Below are 13279 nucleotides of genomic sequence, written 5' to 3' on the forward strand. Positions count from 1 at the left end.
GTTTTGTCAGGGTAAAAGCAACGGCCCTCTGACCCGGAGCGCGCTTGAAGAGCGTTGCGGCGGATCAGAGGGCTGTCGGAGGAGTTTTGGATGCCCGGAGAGGCTGCGGGAGTCCGGCTCTTACTTCTTATCGAGAATCAGAGTGGAGCCTTGCCATGTGTTGGCGGCGTCCAGGACTTTGAGCAGGTCGCTCCAGTCAGAGGCAGAGAGGAGATGCGCATTGTAACGCTTGGTGATCTCGATGTTGACGAGATCGGCCGAAGGTGCTGAAGCGCAGACCGTGAAACCTCCGGTCTCGTTGCTGACCGAGGTGTCAAGAGCTGCGAGTGAACGGGCGTTGACGCTATAGCCGGCAGGAAGTTTCAGGCTGATGCGGGTGACGTATTCGCGCGGAGTGCGGAGATAGACGTCGTCTGTGCGCCAGCGGTCCGACGGCAGGGCTTCGATCTGTCCGCTCATAAGTTTTCCGGCTGAGAGGATCAGGTTTTTGCCTGCGCGCTTCACGAGGTTGTCCATAGTATAGCTGATGTTGTATCTGAGTTCCGGATCTGAGGGGTCGATGCCGATTGAGGTGACGCTTCCGGATGAGAATTCCGAGGCGTCAGTTCCGTGATATGCTTTGATTTCCTCCTTGAAATCGTTTTTTTGCTCGTTGCGTCCGTCGGCATAGCGCTCCTGGCGGTCGGCGGCCTCTTTTTTGTTTTCTTTGATGTCCACGGTCAGACCGTAGCGGTTCAGCCAGGCTTTATAGCCCTCGTTGATATCTTCTTCGCTGAGCACTCTGAAGCCGCCGGATTTAGTGGCTCCGGTGTATGCTTCCTCACGCCTGATGCTGAGTGAGGTGCCGTCAATTGTTGCTTCGACGGAGGTGACGTTGCGGTTGTCGGCCGCGCTTGTCATCGGCAGCGTTATGTAGTCAGCATCTGTGGTCGGGTTCTTTTTGCGTTCTTTGTATTTTCGCCACATCAGCACCTTGCGGCCCTGGAGCGACGGCGGCAGGTCAGATGGCGCCAGAATGCCACCTACGGGCGGGAAGTAGTAGCGAGGCTGATCTCCGCTGACTCTGGCAAAAACCAAGGTGTGGTTAAGATTGATGAGCTGGTCAAGCGGTTCATAGGAATCACGGGTAGAGATTCCGGGGTCTTGCGGGATTTTGAAGGAGCAAAGGTCGTAATTGAACTGCTTTGAGAATGATAAATTGTTGAGTGCGCCACGTTTGGCGATGTAGATATAACATAATATATTGTAGGTGTAGTCAGCGGCCTGCTGCGCCGTAATTTTCCCATCTTTCATGAGTTTCTGCAAGGTCTTGCCGATCTTCTTGCCGTCGCGGATATATTCCTGGGGCATGGAGCCGCTGACTGATCCCGGCTGCATCCACCAGCTTCTGGCATCCCAGACGTCTTCCTGAATGAGTGTGGCGTCAGGGTTTGCGTGAAGTCCGTCTTTGCGTGCGCTTCTCGGAGTGAAGTCGTCGCTGTTACGGCGGTTGAAGATGTGGATTTTGACCATAGGCGACTGCTGGTCGGAGTTGTACCACAGGCGGGGTTCCTTGGGGATGTCGGTCATTTCGAGGTCGAGCACATAGTTCTTGTCTTCGTCGCGGCTGACGGTGAAATCAGGAGCTCCGTTGAGGGTGCGGTATTGTGTGGTGAGATTGTCATCGACCACACAGTGGATGCGATAGTTCATGATCGGAGCTTCATCGCGAAGGGTGAAGACCATCGGATCGGGGTGGACGTTCTGGAGTTTCGATTCGGTGTAGAAGAACACGTCGATGTCATCGCCGGTCTCAAGTCCGGGGATGGCGAGTTTTCGGCTCTTTTTTTCTCCTTTCTTTCCCTCTTCCACCTCGATGAATTCAGAGGTGTCGATGTCAACGGTGCGGCCGTCGGGCTTGATGAGGCGCACGCCCATAGCGCGGCGGTTTTTCGCGTAGCCGTCCCAGTTTCGAGTCTTCTTGTCGGTGTTGAAATCGAATTCCGAATATTTTTCAAGCGCGGCTTTGTCATTTACGTGTATGAGCATACGCGTCAGATGCGACCCCTGCACCTGGGCTTTGCGTGAGAAGCGCAGAGTGCCGCTCATTCGGCCGAAGCCGGTCTTTTTCTTGGCATCGACATCTTCATAGACGGCTTTGATGACTGCCGATTCGTTGCGGTATTTGTCAGGTATTTCCTTTACGTTGAAGGCCGGGAGTTCCATTGCATAGACTTCCGCGCGGATCGTGTCGGTAAACCGGCGGTAATCCTCCTTGCTGTCTGCGTAGGAGAGTAGGGCGCTTATCAGAGCGACTGTGGTGAGAATTACTTTTTTCATATCGGTTCGGATTGGCAATGTGATGATATATGTCGGTCAGTGGTGATCAGTTTCTGAGTCTTATCTCGATCTGCTGGTTGCAGGCTTCGTTCCAGGTGCTGACAGCCTTGTTCCAGTCCGGGATCTCCTGAAGCGGGAGGCGGGCGGTGTGCAGCAGGAGGGTCTTGGTCATGTTTATTTTCTGCCCTTCGCGGCTGAAAATGCAGCTGAAGTCGGCAATTGGACCTTCGTGGCGGTAGTTGTCGGGGAGTGTGACATCGACATTCTCAGGGATCATGACTGTGGTGCGCCTTTTGATCAGTCCTGTCATGGGAAACTGGTAGTCGCTGCGGCGCTCGTCGGTGTCGATGCGTGATGTCAGAGGATCGCCGGAGGTGTTCATGTCGATATAGATTGTGTTGTCGGCCTCTGTGAGCGCCGCAGTGTTGAGTATCGGTGCCCAGAAGGTGATTTCGCCCGGAGTATCCTTTTTGTATATGATACTGTCAGCCGGAACCGCGGCCCTCTGTGTGGGGACAAGGGCTTTGGCAAGCAGTTCGTTGAGGTGCTGTCCGGGGACTTCGGCATAGCTCTTGATGAAGTGTTCGGCCATGTCCTCGGAGTAGTGTCTGTAGGCTATGCCTGAGAGCCCGTCGGGGGTCAGCCTGTAGTTGTAATTCAGTATATCGGCAGATGCTACGGGTGATGTCGAGGGGATTTCTATCATACGGTAGCCCTCAGAAGTAAACATCATGGCGTCTTTGCCGCGAATCCATTCCGGGATGTGGCGGGCCGAGATCTGTTCGTGGGTCGGGTCGAGGAAGAGCCATGAATCGCCGTCGGGGACAATGCAGATCATGTGGTTTGTGGCTGCAAGCGAGGGCGCTTCGGCTATGCGGAAAGGTATGACATCGGTGCCCACGGCGGCTATGCTGGCCTCGATGCCTGCGCGGTTGAGAAGGGTGGCAAGCAGCAGCGACATGCCTTTGCAGTCGCCGTAGCGCTTGCGCATCACTTCGGCGGGGGTGTCCGGCCGATAGGCGGCCTCTCCGGCTTCGAATGCCACATAGCGGATGTTTTGCTGCACATGGCGGTAGATCCGGCCTATGGCTTCGAGGCGGTCTTTGGCTCCGTCTGTCAGACCGGCTACTGTCGCGCTGGCTCCGGCTATCACGGTGTCGACATCGAGCATGGGGCGGTGGTAGCGGTAGAGCGAGTCGCAGTCAGGGAAGTAGCCTCTGACCATTATGTGGGGCAGTGCAGACAGGGCGGAGGGCTGGTGTGTGTCATCAGGTATTTCAGGGAGAGAGCTGACGTTATAGGTGATTGTCCGTGATCCGTCCGGTGCGGTCCGGTCATCGCGTGTGATTCCTGATGCCGGGAAGTGACGGTCGACGAGTTCTATGGCAGGCAGCGATGCAGGTATATGGAAAACGATCTGCTTCGAGCGCACCGGATATTCCTCGGAGGGAAACACTCCGGTGAAGTGGGCGCCGTCAGTGAATGTGCGCCGGAACTGCACTTTGGCCTTGCGGTCCTTGCGGTCCAGCAGAATGTCGAAATAGCAGACTTTGCTGTCATCATGAAATACGGTCGGAGAGTTGGCGTTGCGGTATTGCGCTTTTCCTCCGGAAGCTTTGTCGAGGGAGATGATGTTGCTGTGGAATATGTGAGGCCTGATGCGCTCGGAGCGTCGTGTGGCCTGATATTCCAGGGTTGTGGAGTGTTTTATCTCAGGTCCGTTTTTGCCCTGCACGAAGCGGTATTCCTCGATGCCGGAGGTAATGACCACATTCTCGTCGGGTTTGGCTGCATGTGTCGCAAAGGTGTGGCATGTCAGCAGTAAGGCGATGGGAAGCAGTTTTTTCAGCATAGCGGAGAGTCTCTGATTGGTTATTTGCAGAAAGTCTGGAAGATGTCTACTGCAAAGTTAGCCATCAGAAAATAAAAAAAGTGTGACTTAAATCACACCTGCAGAAGAATAATTGATCAGAAACTCTGATCTGTGTCATCGTTTTGGTCAGAATCTCTTATTTGGGCATTCAGTCTGGAGCGCATTCTCACAAATGTCTCGCGGGCTATCCCGAGATAGGATGCGATGGCGGTATTTGACATCTGTCCGTTGATATGAGGCAGGCGTCTGAGCAGTTCAAGGTAGCGCGATTCGGGAGATTCGCAGCGGTAGGCTATGCCGCGCAACATGAAACTCGTGGCTATGGCTGTGGTGAACTGCAGGCGGAAGCCCGGAAGCTCGCGGTCGATATAGTCAGTCATGGCATCAAGGCTGACCACCGCTGCTTCAGAATCGCACATGGCGGTGATGTCAAAGCCTGAGCGGCGTGAAAAATCAGGAGTTATGTAGGCTCCGATTATTTCATCTGTGAAAGCAAGCGAGAGTATCTGGCGGTCTCCTTTGTAGTCAGGGCGCGAGAATGCGAATCCGCCGGAAATTACCAGACCTATTTCCTGCGCTGGCCGGCTGAGGGTGCAGAAGTGTTGCCGCCGGCGGTAGCTGCGGCGTTCGCCGTTGGTCAGTATGTAACGGCGCAGCGGTTCCAGGTCAATGATGTCGTATAATTTGAGATCAGCCATGTGGTAAAAGGCATATCCGGCCAGAGATGACTCACAGGGGAGATACCATGAGATGTTTGTGAAATATCTTTGACATAGCCGGAATGAGAATCCGGATTTGAACTATGCAAATATAATGTTTCTCTGAGAAAAAATGCGTACCTTTGCGCTAGAATAATTATCACAGTTCTTAATTTTTAGCCAAACTCTGTAACACCATGAGTGGTTTCTTTGGAACGGTAGGCAGACAAAGCTGCGTGACCGATCTTTTCTACGGTACGGACTATAATTCGCATCTGGGTACACGCCGTGCCGGTATGGCTACTTTCGATGCTGCCGACGGGCAGTTCAGCCGGTCAATTCACAATCTGGAAAATACCTATTTCCGGACCAAGTTCGAATCTGATCTCGGAAAATTCCGTGGCAACGCAGGCATCGGGGTCATAAGCGATACCGACCCGCAGCCGATAGTGATCAATTCACATCTCGGCAAGTTTGCGATAGTGACAGTCGCCAAGATCTCCAACATCAAAGAACTCGAAAAAGAGTTGCTTGAAGGCAATATGCACTTCGGCGAACTTAGCTCCGGCAATACTAACCAGACCGAGCTGATAGCTCTGCTTATCATTCAGGGCAGGAACTTTACCGAAGGTATTGAAAACGTTTTCAACAAGATCAAGGGCTCATGCTCGATGCTTCTCCTGACTGATGACGGAGCCATCATCGCTGCCCGCGACAAGTGGGGCCGCACTCCGATCGTCATCGGCCGTAAAGATGGCGCATTTGCCGCTACCAGCGAGTCGAGCAGTTTTCCGAATCTCGACTTCGATATTGACCGCTATCTCGGTCCCGGTGAGATCGTGCGCCTGACCGCCGACGGTGTTGAGCAGATGCGCAAGCCCAACGAGCGCATGCAGATATGCTCTTTCCTATGGGTCTACTATGGCTTCCCGACATCAAGCTACGAGGGCCGCAACGTCGAAGACATGCGCTATCAGTCGGGCTATGAAATGGGACAGACCGATGACTCGGAGGTTGACTGCGCATGCGGAATCCCCGATTCCGGTGTCGGAATGGCTCTCGGTTATGCTGACGGAAAGGGAGTGCCCTACAAACGCGCAATATCCAAATATACTCCCACCTGGCCCCGCAGTTTCACCCCTAGCCGTCAGGAACTGCGCGATCTTGTAGCCAAAATGAAACTCATCCCCAACCGTGCCATGCTCGAAGGCAAGCGGGTGTTGCTTTGCGATGATTCAATTGTGCGCGGTACTCAGCTGCGCGACAACGTCAAGATCCTCTATGACTACGGAGCGAAAGAAGTACACATCCGAATCGCCTGCCCGCCGCTGGTCTACAGCTGTCCCTTCGTAGGCTTCTCGGCGTCAAAGAGTGACCTTGAGCTGATCACACGCCGCGTGATCCAGGAACTCGAAGGAGATCCTGACGCAAATCTTGACAAATATGCCACTACCGGCTCTCCGGAATATGAGAAGATGGTCTCCATCATCCGCGACCGTTTCGGACTGACATCACTGAAATTCAACCCGATCGAAACCCTTGTCAAATCCATCGGATTGCCCAAGTGTCAGCTCTGCACCCACTGCTTCGACGGCAGCAGCTGCTTCTGATGCAGAATTCTCGCGCCTGCATCAGCATCTGATCACAGCCAGTCTCTCCATCTGCAAGGGCAAGAACATTTTAACCGGATAGCATCAAATAGCGTCAATTTTGCAAAATTGACGCTATTTGATTTTTTTTAGAGGGTATTTTATAACAAGAGTTAAAATCTGAGTGGTGTATCTTTTAGATAAATTGTTGGAAGGGAGGAAGAAGCATAGCGAGCTATGCGACTGACGAGCTTCAACAATTTAGCAAAAGAGACACCAAGGCTCAGGTAACATAAAATTTTTTACAAATGGAATATCCTATTTCCAAAAAGACAATACAATCGCCTCCGAAAGTTTTAAGCGGCTATGGCTCTTCATCTCAGTCACATAGCTCGCTATGCTCCTTCAATTCAAAGTCAAATATAATCATTTATAATGATATAACAAAAAAGCGAACCGATATTCTCGATTCGCTTTGGTGGAGTATAGCGGACTCGAACCGCTCACCTCGACACTGCCAGTGTCGCGCTCTAGCCAGATGAGCTAATACCCCTTTCACTTTTGCGGGAGCAAAGATAGGGAGTATTTTTGAGTTTAGCAAAATTTTGGCGGATTTTTTTGTAATTTTGCATCGAAATGCTTCTTAAGCAACCTTGAAATGGCTGTCTCTGCTTGCTTCGAATGCTCGGAATGGTGTGTCTGAGCGCAATTCCATGACGCTTCCCGGATGAGGCGGCTCGTTTTTTCAAGAAGGAAACACGTTTTTATCGTTTAATTTTTAACTCGAAAGAGTTGCTTATATGCTCTGAATTTATGGAAAAGCAGAATATGGTCCGCAAGCCGTTGATCGGCATGACTCTTGGTGAACTTGAATCTGTGGCCGCTGAGGCCGGACTCCGCCGTTTTGCCGCAAAGCAGATTGCGCGGAGGCTTTATGTGAACCGCTCGCAGTCTGTTTCCGAGATGACCGAACTGCCTAAGGCTTCGCGTGAGTGGCTTGAAGAGCATTATTGTGTGGGGCTGCAGGCACCGATAGCCGAGGCTCGGTCGACCGACGGTACAGTGAAGTATCTTTTCGCTACACGCGGGGAGGGCTTTGATTTTCTTGACGGGGGTGCCGGTGGGCGCGATGTTGAGGCAGTCTATATTCCCGACCGCGAGAGGGCCACTCTGTGTGTGTCATCGCAGGCCGGGTGTCGTATGGGCTGCCGCTTCTGCATGACGGGGCGCCAGGGTTTCCACGGCAATCTCACGGCTGCAGGCATCATCAATCAGGTGATGGCTATTCCGGAGAGCCGGACGCTTACAAACATAGTATTCATGGGGATGGGGGAGCCTATGGACAATATAGAAGAGGTTCTGAAAGCGGTGGAGGTGCTTACCGCGCCTTGGGGATTGGCCTGGAGTCCGAAGCGCATCACAGTGTCGAGCATCGGAAAGCTTGACGGTCTGCGCCGGCTGCTTGACGAGACCAAGGTGCATGTGGCCATCAGTGTCCACTCGCCGTTCAAGCAGGAACGCGAAGATCTGATGCCGGTTGAGAAGGCTTTCCCGGTGGCGGGAGTGATGGGTGTGATGAAGAATTACGACTTTGCCCATCAGCGCAGGCTTTCGGCCGAATATATAATGTGGCGGGGGGTGAACGACGATCTTCGCCATGCTGATGCGCTGGCGCGTTTGCTCAAAGGGGTGGACTGCCGTGTCAACCTGATCCGCTTCCATGCTATTCCGGGTTTCGACCATGTCACGGCAGACACGGAAACAATGGAGCGTTTCCGTGACCGTCTCAATGAGCTCGGCGTGACCGCCACCATCCGCACATCGCGCGGCGAGGACATCGAGGCTGCATGCGGTATGCTCAGCGGTAAGGAGGGAGCCGTGGAAAAAGAAGGGGTTGCGAATTGTTAAAAAACAACAAAAAGGCTTTGTGGGCCAGTGCATAACTGAACCAATCATAGGTGTCGCAGGTTGTGTCTTATGGACAGCGTGCAAGAGCGTAACGACTATCTGTCAGACCTTGAAAGCAGCAATTTAATTAAAAATTATTAATAGAGAAAAATTTCTTTAATTTGCCGGCTCTATACCGAAAAAAGTAAGTAACTTTGCAAGCGGATAAAAAGGACCTTCCTCAAGGTTAAAAGATTATCAATTTTAGGAACAATAATTATCAATTTCATATCAAACACTCTACTTTAACGACAATGAGTACAATTGATTTATCCCAGTACGGCATCACCGGTGCGAAGGTGATCCACAACCCCAGCTACGATCAGCTTTTCATCGACGAAACCAACCCTGAGCTCACCGGCTACGAAAAAGGTCAGGAAACTGAACTCGGTGCTGTCAATGTGATGACAGGTATCTACACCGGCCGTTCGCCCAAGGACAAATTCTTCGTGAAGGACGAAACCAGCGCAAACTCAATCTGGTGGACTTCTGAAGAGTATAAGAATGACAACAAGCCCATCACTCCCGAAGCCTGGAAAGCCCTCAAGGCAATCGCCGACAAGGAACTTTCAGACAAGCCTCTCTATGTTGTAGACGCATTCTGCGGAACCAACCCCGACACTCGTCTTTCTGTACGCTTCGTAATGGAAGTGGCATGGCAGGCTCACTTCGTGACCAACATGTTCATCCGTCCCACCGAAGAAGAACTCAAGAACTTCAAGCCCGACTTCGTTGTTCTCAACGCATCAAAGGCTAAGGTAGAAAACTGGAAAGAACTCGGCATCAACTCTGAAACCTGCGTTGCCTTCAACCTCACCGAACGCATGCAGCTCATCATCAACACCTGGTATGGCGGCGAGATGAAGAAGGGTATGTTCTCACTCATGAACTACTACAACCCTCTCCGCGGCATCGCTTCAATGCACTGCTCGGCCAACACCGACAAGCAGGGCGAAAACACCGCTATCTTCTTCGGCCTCTCAGGCACAGGCAAGACCACCCTTTCAACCGATCCGAAGCGTCTGCTCATCGGTGACGACGAACACGGCTGGGACGACAACGGTGTCTTCAACTACGAAGGCGGCTGCTACGCCAAGGTCATCAACCTCGACAAGGAAAGCGAACCCGATATCTACAACGCTATCACTCGCGACGCTCTTCTCGAAAACGTTACTGTTGACGCTAACGGCAAGATCGACTTCACTGACAAGAGCGTTACCGAGAACACCCGCGTAAGCTACCCCATCAACCACATCAAGAACATCATCGTTCCTTCTCGCGGTCCTGCCGCAAAGAACGTCATCTTCCTGTCGGCTGACGCATTCGGTGTGCTTCCTCCCGTTTCTATCCTGACTCCGGAACAGACCAAGTACTACTTCCTCTCAGGCTTCACCAGCAAGCTCGCCGGTACAGAACGTGGCATCACTGAGCCTACTCCCACTTTCTCTGCATGCTTCGGCGCAGCCTTCCTTTCGCTCCACCCCACCAAATACGCTGAAGAACTCGTTAAGCGTATGGAACAGAGCGGCGCAAAGGCATATCTCGTGAACACCGGCTGGAACGGTACTGGCAAGCGTATCTCTATCCGCGACACCCGTGGTATCATCGACGCTATCCTCGACGGTTCTATCCTCAAGGCTCCCACCAAGCAGCTCCCCATCTTCGACTTCACCATTCCTACCGAACTCCCCGGTGTTGATCCCAAGATCCTTGATCCGCGCGACACCTACACCGATCCCGCAGAATGGACCAAGAAGGCTGACAAACTCGCTGAAATGTTCATCAACAACTTCAAAAAGTTCGAAGGCCACGAAGCAGGCAAGGCTCTCGTTGCTGCTGGCCCCCAGCTCTAAAAACCATAACTCTTGCTTTCACGCGAAAGCAATGACTTGATAAGGTCACGGCCCGCCGGTCCCGGCAGGCCGTGACTGTTTTTTATAGCTTGGTATTAAACAATCCGTTATACCGGCATGGCCGTTGGGATTTGGCCCGGATGCAGGAAATAATTATTTTTGCAGAAAGCTAACAGAAGACCGACTGACGATGGATAAAGTTTTTACACTGACTGTCGGACGCATGGTCCGCATTATAATTGTGGTCGCCGCTCTGCTGCTGACGGCTGTCAGGGGGTGGGGAAAGGATAATTTTGTCATGTCCGGCCGGTTGGATGGAGTGGACAAGGACGTGCTGCTGATCGAATACATCTCTTTTGAACCTGACAGGAAGATGGTGCGTAAGCGCGTGCCGGTCAGGGATGGTTATTTTGAGTTTTCGGCATCTCTGAAAAATGCCTGGCTTGCCCGGATAAGGCTTAAGTCTGTGCCGGAGAAGGACAACAAAGGATTTTCAATATTTTTTGTGCCTGACGAGACTCTTGTTTTAAGGGGAGATCTTCGCCGTGAGCAGGAGCTTTATAAAGTAAAGGTGGGCGGGAGTGAATATTACGAAGATCTGGCCAAGGTCAGGGAATTTGTGCGTCCTTTTCAGGAGGAGCTCGCGGCTGCCGTCATGGAATATAATGACGGGCTTGCCTCCGGGGGTGACAGAGTGGCGCTCTTGCGCGGGCGCCAGAAATCCGAACAGCAGATCAATGACCGTTACCGGGCTGTGCGCGAGGCTTATGTCATGTCTCATCCTGAAAGTGAGGCAGCCTATAGTCTTGTGCAGCTTGATGACAGATGGGGGATAGCGGCCATTGAGAACCTGAAGCCGGAAGTCCGTGACGGCCGGTTCGGGCGCAAGATCGCGCAGGATCTTAAGGTGATGCAGCTGATGTCACTTCAGAGAATGGCCGCCAAAACCCGTCCTGCGGCACTGCTTGCGCAGGGACGGCAGATGCCTCCTTTCAGACTGCGCAAGCCGGAGGGTGGTACCTTCTCGTCAGATTCGCTGATAGGGAAATATACCGTGATTGACTTCTGGGGATCGTGGTGCATATGGTGCATCCGAGGTATTCCGAGAATGAAAAAGTGTCATGAACGCTATGCCGACCGTCTCAATATAGTCAGCATAGCCTGCTCTGACACGGAAGAAGGCTGGCGAAGCGCCTTGAAAAAGAACCGTATGCCCTGGACACAGGTGATCAGCGATGACCGCACTGTCGAAGCCGCATATAATGTGAAAGCCTATCCTACCAAGGTTGTCATTGATCCTGACGGAGTGGTTCTGCGCTCTTTCAGGGGCGAGGGAGAGGATTTTTATGATTATCTTGAAGAACTCCTCGGCGATTAGAATGTGGGGTGGGGGGATAGCCGGAAGCAGGTTACCTTCCGTGCTCTCATGCTGAGAATGGTTGTTTGCTGACTGGCGGTGTGAAAATCTCGCGGATTTTCAGTAAGAGGGTGTTTCATAACAATAGTTAAAATCTGAGCGAAAGATTTTGCCCTTCACCAGGGGCGTGAAGCAGATGCCGCCGAGTGGGATGCACTGCGTTCAAAGTCTGTGGAGGCCTTTAACGGCCGCTTCCTGACATGCCACCGCGGAACATCGCCGGTGCCCGGCCATCCGCTTTACCCTGACAGCGTCTACTATGGCAACAACACTGCTACCGCCAATCTGCTCCCTATGGCATTCGGCATCGTGCCTGACTCTCTGCGCGGGGAAGTGGCCAGGCAGGTAGTGGCAAATGTCATCACCCGCAACAATGGCCATGTGCCATGTGGCGTGATAGGTATCTCATGGCTGCTGAGGGGATTGTCTGACAACGGATTTGCTGATGTGGCCTATCTGATAGCCACGAATAAAAGCTATCCGTCATGGGGATATATGACTGAAAACGGGGCGACTACCATCTGGGAACTCTGGAACGGCGACAAGGCCGCGCCGTCGATGAACAGCGGCAATCATGTGATGCTGCTCGGCGATCTGCTGCCGTGGTGTTTCGAGCATCTTGCCGGAATAGCACCCGGTGCCGACGGACTCCGCTGTGCATAGCTGTTAGTGACGATGGTGAGACATGGCGTCATGAACTGACGCTTGAAAATTCGCCGGTCAGCCAGTATTCCTATCCGGCCATCATCCAGGGCCGTGACGGTAAGGTGCATTGCGTCTACACCTGGCGCCGTCAGCGTGTAGCATATAAGCAGATTGATCTGTAGGGAGTTCAGACAGAACAGTTGGCTGCAAAACATTATTCCGGTCCGCAGGTCGCAGAAAATGGTCTGCGTCTGTGGGCCGGAATTATAATAATATATGTATGGAGGTTGCCGGGTCAGGCTCCGGGCATGCGTGCGTCAGGCGTAGCTACCCGGCTATGGGACAACTCCTGTTATTTCGGTAGGTAAGGGGTGATGAAGTCTATAAACTGGCTTTTCTCCATGAACCCGACAGCCGATTTGACCGTGCCGTCAGGCATCAGTACGGTCAGCTGAGGGATGGAGCTGACCTCAAACATGCGGGCGAGTTCGGACGATTTGTCGACATCGACTGACATGAATATGGCTTTGCCATGATATTCCTTGGCTACTTCTTCAAAAATGGGTGCGAAGCGCTGGCATGGACCACACCAGACAGCGTTGAAGTCGATGATGGTAGGGAGGGTTTCGTGGGGAGTGATGGCGGTAAGCGGAGCATCCTTGGCAGGTGCTGCAGTGGTGGTCGCTTCGGACTGAGAAGCTGAAGACTTTTCTCTGTTCCCGCAGGCTGCAAGGCAGAGGCAAAGGCAGAGAGAGACGGAGAGAGTGAGGTGCCTGAATGTCATAGTCAATAGAGTTTGATTGGTTGCCCTGGTGGCATTTGTTTTGAATTGTTTATAAAAAGCCCGCACTTCAGCGGCTCGGCAGAGAGCTGAGGCTCCTGCGGGCAGAGAAGTGCGGGCTGTCGGTTTATTCTGAACCGGTCATGCGGCCTCAAGC

Annotated in this window: 9 protein-coding genes, 1 tRNA gene and 1 pseudogene; 6 read left to right on the plus strand and 5 right to left on the minus strand. The window is 52.7% G+C overall.

Translation table 11 applies throughout. The annotated features are described in order from the left end of the window. Nucleotides 1-120 precede the first annotated feature (120 nt). The 3 genes from C5O23_RS06070 to C5O23_RS06080 form a co-directional block, all read right to left on the minus strand. Nucleotides 121-2319 (minus strand): DUF3857 domain-containing protein, encoded by a 2199-nt coding sequence (locus tag C5O23_RS06070; protein WP_107032058.1) that lies wholly within the window; start codon nucleotides 2317-2319, stop codon nucleotides 121-123. Nucleotides 2320-2365: 46 nt separating this feature from the next. Next, the gene (locus C5O23_RS06075) at nucleotides 2366-4171 is read right to left on the minus strand and encodes a transglutaminase-like domain-containing protein (protein ID WP_107032059.1); all 1806 of its coding nucleotides are present in this window, start codon (nucleotides 4169-4171) and stop codon (nucleotides 2366-2368) included. A gap of 116 nt (nucleotides 4172-4287) precedes the next feature. Then, on the minus strand, nucleotides 4288-4890 hold the full coding sequence (locus C5O23_RS06080) for a Crp/Fnr family transcriptional regulator (RefSeq protein ID WP_107032060.1): 603 nt from the start codon (nucleotides 4888-4890) through the stop codon (nucleotides 4288-4290). Nucleotides 4891-5087: 197 nt separating this feature from the next. Between C5O23_RS06080 and C5O23_RS06085 the strand changes: the two genes are divergently transcribed. After that, nucleotides 5088-6500, plus strand: coding sequence for an amidophosphoribosyltransferase (locus tag C5O23_RS06085; RefSeq protein ID WP_107032061.1), 1413 nt, complete (start codon nucleotides 5088-5090; stop codon nucleotides 6498-6500). 455 nt (nucleotides 6501-6955) lie between these two features. Here C5O23_RS06085 and C5O23_RS06090 read toward each other — a convergent pair. After that, nucleotides 6956-7032 (minus strand) — tRNA-Ala (locus C5O23_RS06090). A gap of 275 nt (nucleotides 7033-7307) precedes the next feature. Between C5O23_RS06090 and rlmN the strand changes: the two genes are divergently transcribed. The 5 genes and pseudogenes from rlmN (at nucleotide 7308) to C5O23_RS14645 (ending at nucleotide 12523) form a co-directional block, all read left to right on the plus strand. Beyond that, on the plus strand, nucleotides 7308-8387 hold the full coding sequence (gene rlmN, locus C5O23_RS06095) for a 23S rRNA (adenine(2503)-C(2))-methyltransferase RlmN (protein WP_107032097.1): 1080 nt from the start codon (nucleotides 7308-7310) through the stop codon (nucleotides 8385-8387). Nucleotides 8388-8680: 293 nt separating this feature from the next. Continuing rightward, entirely contained in the window at nucleotides 8681-10279 is a 1599-nt protein-coding gene (gene pckA, locus C5O23_RS06100; protein WP_107032062.1) for a phosphoenolpyruvate carboxykinase (ATP), read from the plus strand. 190 nt (nucleotides 10280-10469) lie between these two features. Continuing rightward, nucleotides 10470-11657 (plus strand): TlpA family protein disulfide reductase, encoded by a 1188-nt coding sequence (locus C5O23_RS06105; RefSeq protein WP_107032063.1) that lies wholly within the window; start codon nucleotides 10470-10472, stop codon nucleotides 11655-11657. A 147-nt stretch (nucleotides 11658-11804) separates the two neighbouring features. Further along, nucleotides 11805-12326 (plus strand): annotated as a pseudogene (locus tag C5O23_RS06110) (alpha-L-rhamnosidase-related protein); the annotation flags it as partial. Then, nucleotides 12302-12523 (plus strand): exo-alpha-sialidase, encoded by a 222-nt coding sequence (locus C5O23_RS14645; RefSeq protein ID WP_161553559.1) that lies wholly within the window; start codon nucleotides 12302-12304, stop codon nucleotides 12521-12523. The pseudogene C5O23_RS06110 and the gene C5O23_RS14645, both read left to right, overlap by 25 nt. Before the next feature lie 170 nt (nucleotides 12524-12693). Here the strand turns inward: C5O23_RS14645 and C5O23_RS06120 are convergent, their stop codons facing one another. Continuing rightward, a complete protein-coding gene (locus C5O23_RS06120; RefSeq protein WP_107032065.1) occupies nucleotides 12694-13125 on the minus strand; it encodes a thioredoxin family protein in 432 nt (143 codons plus the stop codon). Nucleotides 13126-13279: the final 154 nt, after the last annotated feature.

The organism is Duncaniella muris (genome assembly GCF_003024805.1).
GTDB classification, from domain to species: domain Bacteria; phylum Bacteroidota; class Bacteroidia; order Bacteroidales; family Muribaculaceae; genus Duncaniella; species Duncaniella muris.

Bases quoted from the DNA above. Each gene is read 5' to 3' on its own strand.
- C5O23_RS06070 (WP_107032058.1), bottom strand. From the start codon at position 2,319: ATGAAAAAAGTAATTCTCACCACAGTCGCTCTGATAAGCGCCCTACTC.
- C5O23_RS06075 (WP_107032059.1), bottom strand. From the start codon at position 4,171: ATGCTGAAAAAACTGCTTCCCATCGCCTTACTGCTGACATGCCACACC.
- C5O23_RS06080 (WP_107032060.1), bottom strand. From the start codon at position 4,890: ATGGCTGATCTCAAATTATACGACATCATTGACCTGGAACCGCTGCGC.
- C5O23_RS06085 (WP_107032061.1), top strand. From the start codon at position 5,088: ATGAGTGGTTTCTTTGGAACGGTAGGCAGACAAAGCTGCGTGACCGAT.
- rlmN (WP_107032097.1), top strand. From the start codon at position 7,308: ATGGTCCGCAAGCCGTTGATCGGCATGACTCTTGGTGAACTTGAATCT.
- pckA (WP_107032062.1), top strand. From the start codon at position 8,681: ATGAGTACAATTGATTTATCCCAGTACGGCATCACCGGTGCGAAGGTG.
- C5O23_RS06105 (WP_107032063.1), top strand. From the start codon at position 10,470: ATGGATAAAGTTTTTACACTGACTGTCGGACGCATGGTCCGCATTATA.
- C5O23_RS06120 (WP_107032065.1), bottom strand. From the start codon at position 13,125: ATGACATTCAGGCACCTCACTCTCTCCGTCTCTCTCTGCCTTTGCCTC.